The organism is Nocardia sp. IFM 10818, assembly GCF_054655275.1.
The window spans coordinates 4850531-4866003 of sequence record NZ_BAAHJH010000001.1 but is presented as its reverse complement, the minus strand read 5'-3'; the positions used below and the strand labels follow the sequence as shown (position 1 = coordinate 4866003).

16 protein-coding genes are annotated in these 15473 nt (G+C 68.8%); 6 read left to right on the top strand and 10 right to left on the bottom strand.

Annotation, left to right across the window (positions count from 1 at the left end; translation table 11 throughout):
• Positions 1-13: 13 nt before the first annotated feature.
• Positions 14-664, bottom strand: a complete 651-nt coding sequence (locus ACYQ5L_RS22520; protein WP_459959924.1) for a cyclodeaminase/cyclohydrolase family protein — start codon at positions 662-664, stop codon at positions 14-16.
• 111 nt (positions 665-775) lie between these two features.
• Here ACYQ5L_RS22520 and ACYQ5L_RS22515 point away from each other — a divergent pair, with 111 nt between their 5' ends.
• A complete protein-coding gene (locus ACYQ5L_RS22515) occupies positions 776-1813 on the top strand; it encodes an LLM class F420-dependent oxidoreductase (protein WP_459959923.1) in 1038 nt (345 codons plus the stop codon).
• A gap of 77 nt (positions 1814-1890) precedes the next feature.
• Here the strand turns inward: ACYQ5L_RS22515 and ACYQ5L_RS22510 are convergent, their stop codons facing one another.
• The 7 genes from ACYQ5L_RS22510 to ACYQ5L_RS22480 all read right to left on the bottom strand — a co-directional run bounded on the left by ACYQ5L_RS22510 (position 1891) and on the right by ACYQ5L_RS22480 (position 7729).
• Entirely contained in the window at positions 1891-2226 is a 336-nt protein-coding gene (locus ACYQ5L_RS22510) for an STAS domain-containing protein (protein WP_459959921.1), read from the bottom strand.
• A gap of 194 nt (positions 2227-2420) precedes the next feature.
• The gene (locus ACYQ5L_RS22505; RefSeq protein ID WP_459959919.1) at positions 2421-4763 is read right to left on the bottom strand and encodes a SpoIIE family protein phosphatase; all 2343 of its coding nucleotides are present in this window, start codon (positions 4761-4763) and stop codon (positions 2421-2423) included.
• Complete coding sequence (locus ACYQ5L_RS22500; protein ID WP_459959917.1) at positions 4760-5392, bottom strand: SpoIIE family protein phosphatase; 633 nt, start codon at positions 5390-5392, stop codon at positions 4760-4762. The genes ACYQ5L_RS22505 and ACYQ5L_RS22500 overlap by 4 nt, the downstream gene beginning before the upstream one ends.
• Complete coding sequence (locus ACYQ5L_RS22495) at positions 5385-5798, bottom strand: ATP-binding protein (RefSeq protein WP_379194920.1); 414 nt, start codon at positions 5796-5798, stop codon at positions 5385-5387. Before ACYQ5L_RS22495 ends, ACYQ5L_RS22500 begins: the two co-directional genes overlap by 8 nt.
• Positions 5788-6180, bottom strand: a complete 393-nt coding sequence (locus ACYQ5L_RS22490; RefSeq protein ID WP_379194268.1) for an STAS domain-containing protein — start codon at positions 6178-6180, stop codon at positions 5788-5790. The genes ACYQ5L_RS22495 and ACYQ5L_RS22490 overlap by 11 nt, the downstream gene beginning before the upstream one ends.
• A gap of 13 nt (positions 6181-6193) precedes the next feature.
• Entirely contained in the window at positions 6194-7090 is an 897-nt protein-coding gene (locus ACYQ5L_RS22485; RefSeq protein WP_379194267.1) for an STAS domain-containing protein, read from the bottom strand.
• A gap of 162 nt (positions 7091-7252) precedes the next feature.
• The gene (locus ACYQ5L_RS22480) at positions 7253-7729 is read right to left on the bottom strand and encodes a MarR family winged helix-turn-helix transcriptional regulator (RefSeq protein WP_459959914.1); all 477 of its coding nucleotides are present in this window, start codon (positions 7727-7729) and stop codon (positions 7253-7255) included.
• 225 nt (positions 7730-7954) lie between these two features.
• Between ACYQ5L_RS22480 and ACYQ5L_RS22475 the strand changes: the two genes are divergently transcribed.
• The 4 genes from ACYQ5L_RS22475 (at position 7955) to ACYQ5L_RS22460 (ending at position 11972) form a co-directional block, all read left to right on the top strand.
• Positions 7955-9631, top strand: coding sequence for a fumarate hydratase (locus ACYQ5L_RS22475; RefSeq protein WP_459959913.1), 1677 nt, complete (start codon positions 7955-7957; stop codon positions 9629-9631).
• A gap of 404 nt (positions 9632-10035) precedes the next feature.
• Positions 10036-10443, top strand: coding sequence for a M15 family metallopeptidase (locus tag ACYQ5L_RS22470; protein ID WP_459963505.1), 408 nt, complete (start codon positions 10036-10038; stop codon positions 10441-10443).
• Positions 10444-11088: 645 nt separating this feature from the next.
• Positions 11089-11595, top strand: coding sequence for a M15 family metallopeptidase (locus ACYQ5L_RS22465; protein WP_459963504.1), 507 nt, complete (start codon positions 11089-11091; stop codon positions 11593-11595).
• Positions 11596-11696: 101 nt separating this feature from the next.
• Positions 11697-11972: a hypothetical protein gene (locus tag ACYQ5L_RS22460; RefSeq protein ID WP_459959910.1), complete on the top strand. Its 276-nt coding sequence runs from the start codon at positions 11697-11699 to the stop codon at positions 11970-11972.
• A 1160-nt stretch (positions 11973-13132) separates the two neighbouring features.
• Here ACYQ5L_RS22460 and ACYQ5L_RS22455 read toward each other — a convergent pair.
• Both ACYQ5L_RS22455 and ACYQ5L_RS22450 read right to left on the bottom strand, forming a co-directional pair.
• Positions 13133-14332 carry a hypothetical protein gene (locus ACYQ5L_RS22455; protein ID WP_459959908.1) on the bottom strand — a complete coding sequence of 400 codons (1200 nt, stop codon included), beginning with the start codon at positions 14330-14332 and terminating at the stop codon, positions 13133-13135.
• A gap of 267 nt (positions 14333-14599) precedes the next feature.
• A complete protein-coding gene (locus tag ACYQ5L_RS22450) occupies positions 14600-14800 on the bottom strand; it encodes a hypothetical protein (RefSeq protein WP_459959906.1) in 201 nt (66 codons plus the stop codon).
• 237 nt (positions 14801-15037) lie between these two features.
• Here ACYQ5L_RS22450 and ACYQ5L_RS22445 point away from each other — a divergent pair, with 237 nt between their 5' ends.
• The gene (locus ACYQ5L_RS22445; protein WP_459959904.1) at positions 15038-15454 is read left to right on the top strand and encodes a CBS domain-containing protein; all 417 of its coding nucleotides are present in this window, start codon (positions 15038-15040) and stop codon (positions 15452-15454) included.
• Positions 15455-15473 lie beyond the last annotated feature (19 nt).

The window sequence follows — 15473 nt, the reverse complement described above, 5'->3', positions numbered from 1 at the left end:
TGAGATCCCGTGGTCAGCGCGTGATCGCGGCGACCACGTCGTCGTGCAGCGCGTCCGCGCGCGCGAGGATCTCCTCGATCCGGGTGAGGACCGGGGCGAACTCCGCGCCCGCGCCCGCATCCAGCGAGGCCACGTTGATGGCGATGTTCAGCTGCGAGCTGGCCGCCGCGGCGCGGGCGGCATCGGCGGCCGCGCCGATATCGGTGACCACATTGGGATTGCCGATCGGCAGCAGTTCGCGGGCCAGCGACAGCACCTCGTCGGCCTCGGCGACCACGGCGGCCGGGACGCGGGCCGCGCCGAGCAGGGCCTCGGTAATGGCCGCGGCCCGGGCGGCCTGCTGCTCGGCGGTGTCCTTGGGCAGCTTGTAGGCATTGCCGACCGCGGTGAAGGCGGCGGCATCGGCATCGGCCAGGGCCAGGGCGCGATCGCGGGCCACATCGGCGGCGACGATGATGCGGTCGACGACCGGGCGGTTGTCGGCGTCCTTGGCGCGGGTGGTGTAGCGCGCCACCATGGCGACCAGCGCGGCGCCCTGCGCGGCGTGCAGCGCGGCCACCGCGCCGCCGCCCGGCGCGGGCACCTTGGCCGACAGTTGATCCAGGTACCCCTGCAGTGTCGAGTCACCGAAGGTGGTGATGGCCTGCGCGGCGTCCTGAGTCATGAGGGTGGGCCTCCCGTGATTCGCGATGAAACTCGTTCGCGCAACACCGTACCGGCTTACCGGTGATGGCCGCCGCGAAGGGGGCACGGCATGGTCGGTAAGGTCCCGGTCATGCGTATCGGACTGTCGATCAATTACACCGACGGCTTCAAAGAGGTGGCCGCTGAGGTCGCTGACCTCGAACGGGCCGGTCTCGACATCGTATTCGTGCCGGAGGCGTATTCGTTCGACGCCGTGAGCGCGCTGGGCTACCTGGCCGCCAAGACCGAACGGGTGCAGCTGGCCTCGGGCATTCTGCAGCTCTACACCCGCACGCCCACGCTGACCGCCATGACCGCCGCCGGCCTGGACTACGTCTCCGACGGCCGCTACATCCTGGGCCTGGGCGCGTCCGGCCCGCAGGTGATCGAGGGTTTCCACGGCGTGCCCTACGACGCTCCGATCGGCCGCACCCGCGAGGTGCTCGAGATCTGCCGCAAGGTGTGGAAGCGCGAGCGGCTGGAATACCGCGGCAAGTACTACGACATCCCGCTGCCCGCCGAACGGGGCACCGGCCTCGGCAAGTCGCTCAAGCTCATCAATCACCCTGTGCGCGAGAACATTCCGGTGCTGCTGGCGGCGCTGGGCCCGAAGAACGTGGAGCTGGCCGCGGAGATGGCGGAGGGCTGGCAGCCCATCTTCTTCCTGCCGGAGAAGGCCGACGCGGTATGGGGTCAGTCGGTGAAAGCCGGTCTGGCCAAGCGTGATCCGTCCCTCGGCGAGCTCGAGGTGTTCGCCGGTCCGGCGCTGGCCATCGGCGACAATGTCGAGCCGCTGCGGGAATTCGTCAAGCCGCATCTGGCGCTCTACATCGGCGGTATGGGCGCCAAGGGCAAGAACTTCTACCACACCCTGGCCACCAAGTACGGCTACGGCGCCGAGGCCGACCGCATCCAGGAGCTGTATCTGGCGGGCAAGAAGGACGAGGCCGTCAAGGTGGTTCCGGACGATCTGGTCCGGGACATCTCGCTGATCGGTTCCGCCGGTTTCGTCAAGGAGCGCGTGGCGGCCTTCCGCGAGGCCGGCGCGACCGTGCTGAACGTGGTCCCGCTGGCGGGCACCGCGGCCGAGCGGGTGAAGCTCATCGAGCAGCTGCGCGAGCTGGTCTGATCGATCGCGCAGAATCGGCCCGCCGCACTCCGCTGCGGCGGGCCGATGCGCTCTCCGGTGTGATTTCGGGCCGGACCTCAGTTGCCGCGCAGTGCGTCGAGCGCCTCGGTGAGCGTCGGATGCAGGGCGAACACCTGGTCCAGGCTGGTCATCTTGAGCTGGCGGCTGGTGGCGGGCCCGTCGGCCACCACCGCGATCCGCGTGCCGCCGGCCCGCTGATGGGCGGCGACCAGGGCAGCCATGCCCGCCGAGGCGAGGAAGCTGACCTCGGACAGATCGATGACGAGGGCCGCGGGTTTACCGCCGAGCGTGGTGTCGATGGCGCTGTCGAGGGCCGGGGCCGTCGCCAGATCGACCTCGCCCGCCACGGTGAGCACGGTGACATCGTCGTGCACAGTGACCTTGGTGGTCATCGCGTCGCCTGAATAGCCGTCTCCGGAAGTGTTGGTCACACTAGAACAATCTGCCATGGTCCGTCCGTTCATGCCGCATCGTCTGCCAATTCGGTACCGGTCCGGTAGTCCGCGTTATTGTGAAAACCGCAGGTACCGCACCGATTCGGCGTCGCGCCGAAACTACTGCCGAGCGCGTGTCGGCAGCGGGTGCTTCACATTCGTCCGCCCGCCGAGAAGGAGACGGCCGGAAGTCGCACCGACATCCGCACCCGGGTGCCGGGCCCGGAATGATCGATCTCGAGCTTGTCGGTCAGCGCCCGCATCATGGCGATGCCGCGACCGCGGTGCCCGGGATCCTCGGGCAGCGGCCGCCAGGACCCGCCGTCGATGACCTCGATGGTGAGATTGTCCAGCCCGCAGTCCGCGGTGATCACCACCCGGCCCGGTTTGCTGTCCAGATAGGCGTGCTCGATGCTGTTGCTGCACGCCTCGTTGGCCGCCGCGACGAGATCCACGGCGGTGTCGTGCGGCACCGCGGCCGAGGCCAGCCAGAAGCGCAGCGTGCGGCGGATGCCCGACAGCTCGGCGGCGTCGGCGGGCAGGTCCAGGTGCAGCGGTTCGGGCGGCTGCCGGTAGACGACCATGGCCACGTCATCGTCGTAGCCGCCGGTGGGACGCAGCCGGGAGAGCACCGAATCGGCCACCTCGCGCGGCAATTGCCCGGCGGCGCCGGTCAATTCGTCGGCGAGTTCGACGAAACGCTCGTCGATGTCGACGCCGCGCTGCTCGACCAGGCCGTCGGTGAACAGCACCAGGGTGGAGCCGGGTGCGATGGCCGTGGTCGATTCCGGGCGGCGCGGGGGATCGAAGGTGGCCAGGGGGACCGACCGGCCGCCTTCGAGAAGCCTTCCGTGCGTACCGGGTTCGGCCAGAATGGGCGGCATGTGCCCGGCGCTGGAGTAGCGCACCACGCCGCGCACGGGATCCAGGATGGCGGCGCAGACCGTGGTGCACATGGCGCCCGGAATACGCGAGGCCACCGTGTCGAGTTCGGCCAGCAGCTGCGCCGGGCCCGCGCCGCGCAGCAGCAATGCCCGTGCGGCCGTGCGCAATTGGCCCATGACCACCGCCGCGGACAGGCCGCGGCCGACGCAGTCGCCGACCACGACGCCCATGGTGCCGTCCTCCAGGCGCACTACGTCGTACCAGTCGCCGCCGATTTCCAACGGCGGCAGGGCGGGTTCGTAGTGCACCGAGAACAGCGGCGGCAGCTCGATCGGGCCGAGCATGGCGCGCTGCAGGGTGAGCGAGGTGGAGCGGGCCTGGTCGAAGTTGCGCGCCCGCTGCACGGCCAGGCTCAGATGCCCGACCAGCAGTGAGAACAGCGCCCAGTCGCCGGGGGTGATGACGCGCGGCGCGGCGAACCGCAGCCACAGCGCCGAATCCCCGGTCTCGCCGAGGGGCGCGACAATGCCCTCGGAGCTGGTGGAGCCCTCCGGAATCGCGAACATGGTTCGGCCGGGCCGCATTCGGACGCGATCCAGTAATGCCCGCGCCCGGGCGTCGAGCACCTGCCGGGTTTCCCCGCCGCTCTGCGGAATCGCCAGGCGATCGGCGGCGCCGCGGTGTGCGGTGCCATTGCCGGAGCGCGCGCCCCGGGCCTCCGCGGGCGGGGCTCCGCGCGCCTCCGCGAGATCGGGCGGAGTGTCTTCGGAGACATACAGTTCCGGCCCGGTGTGGCGATTGGGCCAGACCGACACCACCGCCGCTTCCGCGCCCACGGCGCGGCGCAGTTCCTCCAGGCCGACGGTGAGCACCTCCACCACGCTGGTGGCCGCGCCGACCGCGGTGGCCAGGCGGGAGGCGGCCTGATCGCGAGCCTGGGCGTCGTGTTCGGCGGTGACATCGCGGATGGTGCCGACGAAAATGCGTTCGCCGTTCTCGGGTTTCACCAGCGAGTTGGTGCTCACCGCCAGCCACAGGCGGCGGCCGTCGCGGTGCCGGATGGGCATGACGAAACGGGCGGCGTCGGTGCCGAGGTCCGGATAGCGCGGCGCCTCCTCCACGGTCCAGGGGTGGGGGAGCGGGTAGGGCAGGCCGTCGGCGCCGTACCCGGTCAGCGCGCCGAAGGCGGTATTGACCTCGATGAGGGTGCCCGCCGAGTCGACGACGAAGAAGCCGTCCTGCAGGGACTCCACCAGGGCGGTGCGGAAGGCGTCGCGCCCGGCGAGAGTGTCGGCGCGGGAACGCTGTTGCTCGTAGCGGCGGGTGCCGTCGAGAAAACCGCGGGTGGCCACATCGAGGGCGGCCATGGTCTGCAACAGGAATTCCAGCGCGTCCTCGCCGCGATCGCCGCCGTGCGGTGCGGGCAGCAGCCCTTCCTGTTCGAGGATGCGGAAGTGATGCTCGGTCAGATCGAGGATGCTCACGCCCTCGACCAGCGCCCGCCGGCCCAGCTCGTACCCCTCGGCCAGGGTGGTCTGATTCGGTGCGCGCAGGTGCAGCCGGAGCGCGTTGGTGTACGCGTCGCGGAAGGCGGCCAGCACGGAACTCATGTGGGGCTCTTGGTGTGTCCGCGATGGCGGGCCGCCAGCACCAGGGCGTCATCGGTGTCCTTGGCGTGCCGGGCGAGCAGGTCGGCGGTGATCTCGGAGGTCGGTTTCGACAGATCCACGCCATCGGCGAAATCGCTGGTGATGCCGTCGGTGGACATGAGCAGCAGATCGCCGGGGCGCACCGGAATCGTCTGCGTCTGCAAATGCGCCGGGAGCCGGTAGCCGACGATGCCCGCGCTCACCAGCATGGCGGCGCGCACCGCCGGTTTGCCGGGGGCCGCGGCGACGATCCGGGAGTCGACATTGCCGACACCGAGCCAGTGCAGCCGGTCACCGGCGTCGAAGAGCGCCAGCGACACCGCCGCGCCGCGGGTGTCGGACATGGCGCGATGGCACAGCAGCAGCAGCACATCCAGTGGCTCCGCGCGGTTCTCGGCCAGCACCTGCGCCGCGCGATCGGAGGCGTCCGCCGCGGCCGCGCCGTGTCCCAGTCCGTCCAGGACCGCGAAAAGCACCGAGCCGCCGCCCGCGTCGAGCACCACGGAGCGGTCCCCGGACACTCGCTGCCCGGGTAGTGCGCGCCCGGCGACGGCCCATTCGACCGTGCCGATGAAACCGTCCTCACGCACCGATGGGCACCCACTTCCACATTTCCACGAGCGTGCCGTGCCCCGGATTGGAGGTGATGACCATCCCGTCCATGAGCCGGCGCGCACCCGGAAGACCAAGTCCCAGACCGCGTCCGGTGGAGTAGCCGTCCTCCATGGCCCGGTCGATATCGACGATGCCGGGCCCTTGGTCCTGCGCCTGCACCACCATGGCGCGGCGACCCTCCCGATCCTGCACGTGCAACCGGATCTCCCCGGTGCCGGCATAGCTGGTGATATTGCGCGCCACCTCCGAGATGGCGGTGGCGATCATGGTGCGATCGGAGAGCGAGAAGCCGAGAGTGCTTGCCAACTCCAGCCCCGCTTGCCGTGCGGTCACAATGTCATTGGACACCTTCACCGCGATCACCACGTTCTCAGCGGCCACGATCACGACCGTCTCGTTGGCCGCCACGGGCTGTGATCTTGCGGTTGAGCCAGGCCAGACCCTCCTCCAGGTCCAGCGCCGTGTGCATGTCCTCGAAGGTGAGGCCGAGTTGCACCATGGCGAACGCGACCTCGGGTTGCAGGCCGACGATGACCGTCTCCGCGCCGCGCAGCTTGGTCATGTGCGCGATGGTACGCAGCGATCTGGCCGCGAAGGAGTCCATTACGTCGATTGCCGTGACATCGACGATGATCCCCTGGGCGCGATACTTGCTGACGTACTTCATCAGATCGTCTTGCAAGCGTTCGGTATCCGCGTCGGTGAGGGCCGACTGCACCGACGCGATGAGATAGGTGCCCTGTTTCAGAATGGGTACCGGCATGGGTGGGCCCCGGTTACCGTCCGCCGTCGCGATCGGTGACGCGTGACACCTCGTAGCCGAGCAGTCGCTCCGCTTCCTCGATGCCGCCCTGGAGGTCGCCGACCGCGTTCATCTTCGACAGGTCCAGGCCGATGGTCACCAGGGTGAGCGCGATCTCCGACGACAGGCCGGTAATGATGACGCTGGCGCCCATCAGGCCGGAGGCGTCGACCGTCTGCACCAGGTGGTTGGCCACCGTGGAGTCGATCGAGGGCACACCGGTGATGTCGATGACGACCACCTTCGCGCGATTGGCGCGGATCGCCCGTAGCAGCTGCTCGGTCAGCTGGCGGGCGCGTTGCGAGTCCAGCACGCCGATGATGGGGAGGATCAGCAGCTGTTCACGCACCTGGAGCACCGGGGTGGACAGCTCGCGAATCGCCTCCTGCTGCTGGCGGATAACGCGCTCGCGCTCCTGCACGAACGACACGCCCACGGTATTGGCGATGCGGTTGGCGGCGGGCTCGTAGGCGTCGAGCACCTTGTTGAGCACATTGAAGTTCGACTGATACTTCTCGAACAGCGAGCGCGCCAGCACATCTCGCAGCAACAGCACGATGCCCAGCACTTCGTCGGTCTCGACGCCTCTGGGGATGATTCGTTCGGACAGGTCGCGGGCGTAGGCCTGCAGGGCTTCGACGCTACCGGTCTCGAGCACCTCGACGTAGTTGTCGTAGACGGAGGTCGCCTCGGAGAAGATCTCCTCCGGGGTCATGGCGGTGAGCAGCTGGGCATCGGTGATACGACGGGCCCACTCCTCGCGCAGCTCGGTGCGGTTCTGCCGCAGGTGCTCGACGAGCTGCGGCAGCAGGTTGTCGACGGAACCCGCAGGCAGCGAATCGGCCGAAAGGCCGATGGACACGTCGGACATGGAAATTCCTGCCCCTTTCGCTAAGGCCAGGTCGGTTGCAAACTACTCGGTCGATTTGCCGACCGTGCGCTCGGTGCCGACCGCCGTCGGAAGCCGGTGCCGAGCCTAGTCTTACCCAGTACCCGATGTCTGCCAAACCAAACGCCGGTAGCCAGCGATATTTCAGGACGGATTGCGGGTCGCCGGTCTTCGATGATGGGCCAGCAACGTGTCGTAGATATCGGCCAAGGCCGCCAGCTGGGTGCGGTCGAGGACGTCGACCATGTGGCGGCGGACACTGTCGACATGGGCCGGGGCGGCGCCGTCGAGCACCTGCGCGCCCTTGTCGGTGAGCACGGCGGCCGTGCGGCGGGCGTCATCGGGGATGGACTCCCGCGCCACCAGCCCGCGCTTCTCCATGCGCGTGATCTGATGCGACAACCGGCTCTGCGACCACTCCAGCACCGCGGCCAGCTCCGCGAAACTGCGCCGATGATTCGGCGCGTCCGACAGCCGCGCCAGCACCGTGTACTCCACATAGGTCAGATTGGATTCCCGCAGCGAATCGCGTCCGACGGCCGCGGCGATGAGGTCGCGGGTGAACACGTATCCCAGCCACGCGCGCATCTCGACATCATCGAGCCAACGGGTTTCGGTCACGATTCCACTCCCGGGTTCTGATGTCATGCTAAATCCTCCCCGCCGCAGACAAGCGCATCCTGACAGGTAACACCCCCCGACTTGAAGGTGCAACCTGTGCCGATTCGCACAACTTCGCCCGGCAAGGCTTGCCTGGGCGAAAGGGGGCGATCGGGCGCTCGGTAGAGTCTGCGTGCTTGAACCGTTGGCTGAACAGCCCCCAGCCCTGCTCGAGGAGTGCGATTCGTGACCGCGCCTGATTTCCTGTACTCGGATCTGCTGCCGATCGGTGCCGATGACACGCCGTACCGGTTGCTCACCACCGAGGGTGTCAGCACGTTCGAGGCGGGCGGGCGGACCTTCCTGCAGGTGGAGCCCGAGGTGCTGAGCATGCTGACCGCGGAGGCCATGCACGACATCAGCCATTACCTGCGGCCGGCGCATCTGGCGCAGCTGCGGAAGATCATCGACGATCCGGAGTCGAGCGGCAATGACCGGTTCGTGGCGCTGGATCTGCTGAAGAACGTCAATATCTCGGCGGGCGGGATCCTGCCCATGTGCCAGGACACCGGCACCGCCATCGTGATGGGCAAGAAGTCCGAGGGCGTGCTCACCGGAGTCGATGACGCGGAATGGATTTCGCGCGGTGTGTACGACGCGTACACGAAGCTCAACCTGCGGTACTCGCAGCTGGCGCCCATCAACATGTGGGACGAGAAGAACACCGGGACGAATCTGCCGGCGCAGATCGAGTTGTACTCCAATGCGGGCGATCCCGCGCATCCGGCGTACAAGTTCCTGTTCATGGCCAAGGGCGGCGGGTCGGCCAACAAGTCGTTCCTGTACCAGGAGACCAAGGCGATCCTGAATCCGGATCGGATGCTGGAGTTCCTGGACGAGAAGATCCGGTCCCTGGGCACCGCGGCCTGCCCGCCGTATCACCTGGCGGTCGTGATCGGCGGTACCAGTGCCGAATTCGCGTTGAAGACGGCGAAATACGCCTCCGCGCACTACCTGGACAACATGCCGACCGAGGGTTCGATGGCGGCGCACGGGTTCCGCGATCTGGAGCTCGAGGAGCAGGTCTTCAAGCTGACCCAGTCCTTCGGGATCGGCGCGCAGTTCGGCGGCAAGTACTTCTGCCACGACGTGCGCGTCATCCGGCTGCCGCGGCACGGCGCGTCCTGCCCGGTCGCCATTGCGGTGTCCTGCTCGGCGGACCGGCAGGCCCTGGCCAAGATCACGCCCGAGGGCGTGTTCCTGGAGCAGCTGGAACGCGAACCGGCGCAGTACCTTCCGGAGCAGACCGACGAGATCCTCGGCGGCGACGTCGTCAAGATCGACCTGAACCGGCCCATGTCGGAGATCCGCGACGAGCTGTCGAAATACCCGGTGAAGACCCGGCTTTCGCTGACCGGACCGCTCGTGGTGGCGCGCGACATCGCGCACGCCAAGATCAAGGAACGCCTCGACGCGGGCGAGCCCATGCCGCAGTACCTGCGCGATATGGCCGTCTACTACGCCGGTCCCGCCAAGACCCCCGACGGTTACGCCTCCGGCTCGTTCGGCCCCACCACCGCCGGCCGCATGGACTCCTACGTCGACCAGTTCCAGGCCGCCGGCGGCTCGTTCGTCATGCTCGCCAAGGGCAACCGCTCCGCCCAGGTCACCAAGGCCTGCAAGGAACACGGCGGCTTCTACCTCGGCTCCATCGGCGGCCCCGCCGCGCGACTCGCCCTGGACTGCATCAAATCCGTCGAGGTCCTCGAATACCCTGAACTCGGCATGGAAGCGGTCTGGAAGATCGAGGTCGAAGACTTCCCGGCCTTCATCGTCGTCGACGACAAGGGCAACGACTTCTTCGCCGAAACCTCGAAGCCGATCGCCCTGCGCGTGCGCGAGCGGTCCAAGGAACGAGTCTGATCCAGGGAGGCCATGTGAAGCGGGCGATCAGTCGCGACGAACCGCCGGTGCCCACGGCGCGAACAGCCGCGCGTGTGCCGGACTCGCGCGCCGTTCGGTCGCCCGCCACGGCCACCTGGTCTGGCGGCGCCGGAACGGCTGCGCGCGCCATGGAGTCGCGCCTCGTATCGCATCCCGGTGCCGCAACAACCGCGCGTGGCATCGAGTCGCGTCCCGTGCGGCGAGCGGCCGCGGCCGCTCTGCTGGCAAGCGCGGGGTTGCTGGGCGGCACGGTCACTCCCGGCCTGCTGCCGACAGCGCACGCCACCCCGCAGGTCGCCCCGTCCGCCCCGGCGAGCGGTCTGTCCGGTGAACCGGCTGCGGTGCCAGATGTTTCCGGCGAACCGGACGGGGCGCCGACTCGGGTGGTCGCCGGTTCCGCCACCCCCATCGCCGAGACCGACGGCCTCAATCCCTGGCTGTCCCTGGCCTATTCGCTCGCCGCTCAGGAAGCGCATGCGGCGGGCGTCCCGATGTGGATCGTCTCCGGCTACCGCACTCCCGCCGAGCAACAGGCCATGTGGGAGGACGGCATAGCCACCTACGGCAGCCCCGACGAGGCCCGCCGCTGGGTCCTCCCACCCGGCGAATCCACCCACGTCACCGGCGAAGCCATCGACGTGGGCCCCCGGGCCGGCGCCCAATGGCTCGAAGACAACGGCAATCGCTGGGGCCTGTGCCGCACCTACGACAACGAATGGTGGCACTTCGAAATAGCCACCATCCCCGGCCTCCCCTGCCCGCCCCGCGTCCCCGACGCCAGCGGCCGCTGACCCGAAACCCCAGCCCCCGAACCGAACCGCCTCCGGCGACAGCCCTGCGCCGCGATGGGCGTGGCGCGGGCGAGCCGTCCTGGTCGATGTGGATCGGATGCGAGTCGAATCTGGTGCTGCCCAAGCGATTTGCGGAGTTCGGCGGCGGGAGCCGGGGGACTTGTCGGGCGATTCGGGCTTCTGACAGCTGGATTCGGGCTATCGTTGCGGCTCGATTGCAGGTTCAACCGTCGTCTCGGCTACCCTGAGCGCGGCGCGGGGGAGGTGCGTGGGGAGGCCGGATGTGAAAGGGAGTCGATGCTGCTGAACGGCCGGGGCCGCACACCCGTGGGTGTGGGGACGCCTGCGGGTCGCGGGCGACGCGGGATGCGGCGCAGCGCCGCCGTCGCGTTGCTGGCCGGGCTGGCGGGCGGTGTGGCGCCGGTGGCGCAGGGCGCGCCCGGAGAGCCCGCGCCCGCTGCCGAGATGCCGCCGGTGGTGCTGCGCCAGGCCGCGGCGACGAACGCCGAGGCCGGGAATGCGCAGGCGGCTGCCGTGCTGCTGGGGCTGCCTCCGGCACAGGCCGCGGGACAGGATGTTTCGCGGGCCTACGCTTCCATCGCGGGGAGCGGGGAGGCGGGAGCGCTTGCCGCTACGACCCGCCTGATGCCGGGGGTGGTGATCGCGTCCATCGGCGCGAAGACGGCGCGCCAGGATCTTTCGCTCGTGTTGTGGGGGCAGCCGGCCGTGCCGGTGGTGGAGGCGACGCTGCCTGCGGCGACCGCGATCGCCGCGGGTACCGAGGGGCTGGATCCGCGGCTGGCGAGTGCGTTCACCGAGGCGGAGAAGGCGGCTGTGGTCGAGGGCGTGACGGTGTGGATCACGTCCGGGCATCGCACCTACGGGGAGCAGCTGTGGCTGTGGGAGGACGGGATCGCGCGGTACGGGAGTCCGGAGGCGGCGCAGCAGTGGGTGCTGCCGCCGGAGGAGTCCACGCATGTGTCGGGGGAGGCGATCGATGTGGGGCCGCGCGAGGGGGCGCAGTGGCTGGAGGACAACGGGTATCGGTGGGGGCTTTGCCGGACCTATGACAACGAGTGGTGGCATTTCGAGCTCGCCACGGTGCCGGGAGTGGCGTGCCCGGCTCGACTACCCGACGCCAGCGCACGCTGAAGATCGGTCCGGACACTCGGTTGTCCGCTTGATCGCCGCTGTGCGCGGGGCATTGGTTCGGCATCCTTGGGTTCGGCACATTTCCAGCTATGGAGGCATGCGTGGGTAGGCAGGGCAGGGAACAGCAGCGCATCAAGCACGGCACCGTGGGACGGCAGCGGCCCCCGGTGCGCACCTCGCATCGCAAGCGCTCGCCCGCCCGGCCGCCACGGGAGACGACCTTCACTCCCGGGTGGCTGATCCTCGACTTCCCGACCGCCGTGCTGCTCGCCGTGTTCGTGGGCACCGGCTGGCTCGGCTACGCCCAGGCCTCGGGCACCCCCGCCCAGCCCCGCCCGGCGGTGGTGGTACCCGTCGAACACCCCGGAGGCCGCTGACCGGAGCGGAATCTCGTTCGGGGCCCGGCGATCTCGACACAGCCGCGGCCGCGGGCATCGGGATCGCACAGAGAGCGGTGGGTGACGCTCACACAAAGAACCGCAGGAGGCCCGCACGCGCCGTTCGCGAATGTCGCAGCGGCGTGGCGGGAAAGGGCCGGAGGCTCGCGCCGTCCCCTCCGTGCGACGCGAGGGGATCGAGAATGCCTGTGGCGGTTTGGGATCGTCTATCGTGCCCGGTTAGGACGGCTGAAAAAGGCTAGTCGACCGGGGGATTCGGGTGCGGGGGCGGTTATCCGGTCCGGAAGGTTCGGGCGGGGGCCGGGGGGTGAGGGGCGCACGAGATCATGTGGGGTGTCGGATGTTTCGGAGGCAGCGCCGAGGGACTCGCCGAGGCCGGTTCTTCCCGCCCGATTGACGGCCCTGTTCGCGCTGCGGGCAATCCCACACTGGAGCGGGTGGTTTCGGGCGCTGAGAGGCGGAGGCGCGGTACGCGGGCGCCCGGGCAGCGCGGGGCGTTGACGGTGCAGCGGTTGAGTGATTGGCGGGATAGGCGGAAGCTGCCAGCGCGCATCGAGACTCTCATATGGATCTCGCCCGGATGATCGGCAATCGCCTGGAGGAGGCCCGCGCTCTCAAAGCCACCGCGCGATGCCGCATTCACACCTCGCGACCTCGAACCGGTCGGCCCGGCCCTCCAGGCCGCCTGGTGATCTACTGCCGCCTAGGTGCGGCCGCAGCTGATACGGCCGCAGCGGAATTCGCCGCCCTTACCGCCCGGTGAGCCGAGTGCCGACGATGTGATTCCCACCGGCTCGAATGGCCGAGGGCAGACCAGGCGGCACGTCCGTACCGCTGACCTGGCGCGAGGCAACTGAGTGCGCCTCTGCCACTGTGCGTCCGGGAAGGCGGGCGGTTTCCGGCAGGCAACGACCGTCGAGCCTGGGCGGGGCCGTCCGCCGCAGAGCTGACCGCTGGGCACGGGCGGAGCCGAGGGCTGAGGGCTGAGGGTGGGCGGGGACGACGGCTGGGTACGGAGCGGCAGATAGCGGTGTGCGGCTGCCGGCTGTACCCAGTCGGGCGTCTCGTTCGGCTCGCTTACTTCGGCCGGGCGGCAGGGCATCTGGCGGATGCGGTGGGCCTGGCCGGAGTGCGGTGTGTCAGTCGTCCAGTTTGGTGGCCGAGTTGCCGTTGCGGGCCTTGGCGGCCGCGCGGGCGCGGCGGCGGGCGGCCTGGAGTTCGGCGAGTTCCTGTTCCAGGGTTTCGGCAATGCGGAACTGGCCGGTGTCGTAGACGTTCACCGGATCGGTGAGGTCTGCGAGGGGCGACTTTTCGTCTTCGGGGGATTTGCCCTTCTTGGTGGCGGAGGTGCGCTGGTCCTTATCGGCGGATTTGACCGTGGGCGCGGCGGTTTCGCGCTTGGGTTCCGGATCGGGTTCGACGACGGTCGCCTTCTTCTCCGGCTCGGCGGCCTGCTCCGGCTCGATGTGCGCGGCGGGCAGGGCCGGGGTCGGCACCGGGACCGAGGCGGATTGCCCACGGGAGGGCCAGGTTACGACGGTGGGGAGGGTGCGGCGTAGTTGTTCGGCCGGATCGGGCATATCCCGGATCTGGTCCGTCGCACGCACGATGGCGAGGCCGTAGCGGGCGCTGGCGGCATTGTGGATGAGCAGGGCGACGCCGATCATGACCGGCGCGATGGCGTGCACGGCGACCTCGTACCAGTTGCCGGACTGCAGATACGGGTAGGTGTTCAGGACGACGGTGAGCGACAGCAGCGCCACCTCGGCGGCGACGACCTGCTTGCGGCTGTCGATCACACCCCATTCGGCCACCTTGTTGGTGCCGATCATGATGATGACCAGGCAGACGCTGATCATGCCTTCGAGCAGGTAACTGAACCAGAACAGCGGATCGGTCGCCCCGCCGGGGGCGATATTGTGCTGGACATTGACTGCGGACCAGAGCATTCCGGCCGCGACCACACCGGCGAGCGCGCGCTGCGACCACGCGCGGTGCTTGTACAGCGACGCCAGCTTGGCGTGCGGGCTGGATTCTCGCCGCTGCGCGGCGATCGCCTTGCGGGCGAGCAGCAGATCGCGAATGTCGGCCTTCTCAATCTCTTCGGTTGTCTGCCGGGCGCGATCGGCCGTGGCGGCCGCTGCCTCGGCTTGCTTCCAGCGCTGCGCGCGATCCTGCTCGCGAATGCGTTCGGCTAGGTCGCGCTCGGCGTGGAGCTCGTTTTCCGACAACGCTTCGGTGAGCGCGGGATCGAATTGGTAGGCCAGCCGCCCGCGGGCCTTCTCGACCCGCCGCGCCAGCTGGGAGACATCGTCCTCATGCGGATGTTCGATCGTCATCTGGACCCCCGTCCAGGGAGTTTCGATGGCTGACAGGTGATCTCGGGGAACGGCACGGAACATATTTCTAGTCGATGCAGCGCCATCGGCGAAACTGTTGATTTGCCGAAGGTCCAATCCTTACGGCGTGCCGCGCCACGACACGCGCAAACCCTGTCCTATTGGGGCCTTTACGGGGCGGAAGTTTGCTCGCCCGAGGACCCCGCCGAAAGCAGCAAACGCGACGGGCCGGACACGGTTCGCGTCCGGCCCGTGCGCCAGGCTGAGCTACCGGCCGCCGTGGCTGTGCTGGCCGCCCTTGGCCTTTGCTTCGGTCGGCTGCGCTTCGGCACCCTTGCGCCCTGCCGCGCTCGGATCTGCGGCATTGGGTTCGCCGAAACTGCCGCTGCTGGCCTTGCCGCCGCGGCGAGCCTGCTCTTCGGTGTCTTCCCGGTTGCCAAACTGGCCGGGATTCTTCGGGTCAGGCATTTCGGTCCTCCTACTGCGTTGTGTGTAACTCCGCTGTGGCATCGAATGCGCCACGACGACGCACTACCCGGTAATGCGCGAGCTACGCCCCCAACTTCGCGACACGCCAAGGAATTTCGCCGCCGGTACGCCGGCGTCCGACCTGCGGCCGGAGCGCCGGCGACCGGTGTAGGCGGCGGCTGGGCGGGTATGCGCACAACGAAAGGCTCACGGTCTACAGCTATCAGGAGGACAATCGTGACTACCGCACGCGAGATCATGACGCCCGGCGTGGAATGCGTCCGTTCCAGCGACACCGCGCTCGACGCCGCCCGCAAGATGGTCGATATCGATGTCGGCGCACTGCCTATCTGCGGTGAGGACGGCAAGCTCAAGGGCATACTGACCGATCGCGATATCGTCGTGAAAGTCGTTGCCCAGCGCAAGGATCCGATCGGGATCCATGTGGGCGATCTGGCCCAGGGCGTGCCGGTGCTGGTGCGCGCCGACGATGATGTGCAGAAGGTGCTGACCACCATGGCCCAGCATCGGATCCGGCGGGTGCCGGTGATGGACGGTGATGAACTGGTCGGGATCATCTCGCAGGCCGATGTGGCGCGGGCCGCCTCGGCCGAGCAGACCGGACGGGTGGTGGGGGAGATTTCCGAAGGCTGATTCCCGGGGCGAGAGGACT

Bases quoted from the DNA above. Each gene is read 5' to 3' on its own strand.
- ACYQ5L_RS22520 (WP_459959924.1), bottom strand. From the start codon at position 664: ATGACTCAGGACGCCGCGCAGGCCATCACCACCTTCGGTGACTCGACA.
- ACYQ5L_RS22465 (WP_459963504.1), top strand. From the start codon at position 11,089: ATGCCGGGGGTGGTGATCGCGTCCATCGGCGCGAAGACGGCGCGCCAG.
- ACYQ5L_RS22505 (WP_459959919.1), bottom strand. From the start codon at position 4,763: ATGAGTTCCGTGCTGGCCGCCTTCCGCGACGCGTACACCAACGCGCTC.
- ACYQ5L_RS22510 (WP_459959921.1), bottom strand. From the start codon at position 2,226: ATGACCACCAAGGTCACTGTGCACGACGATGTCACCGTGCTCACCGTG.
- ACYQ5L_RS22490 (WP_379194268.1), bottom strand. From the start codon at position 6,180: ATGCCGGTACCCATTCTGAAACAGGGCACCTATCTCATCGCGTCGGTG.
- ACYQ5L_RS22455 (WP_459959908.1), bottom strand. From the start codon at position 14,332: ATGACGATCGAACATCCGCATGAGGACGATGTCTCCCAGCTGGCGCGG.
- ACYQ5L_RS22450 (WP_459959906.1), bottom strand. From the start codon at position 14,800: ATGCCTGACCCGAAGAATCCCGGCCAGTTTGGCAACCGGGAAGACACC.
- ACYQ5L_RS22515 (WP_459959923.1), top strand. From the start codon at position 776: ATGCGTATCGGACTGTCGATCAATTACACCGACGGCTTCAAAGAGGTG.
- ACYQ5L_RS22485 (WP_379194267.1), bottom strand. From the start codon at position 7,090: ATGTCCGACGTGTCCATCGGCCTTTCGGCCGATTCGCTGCCTGCGGGT.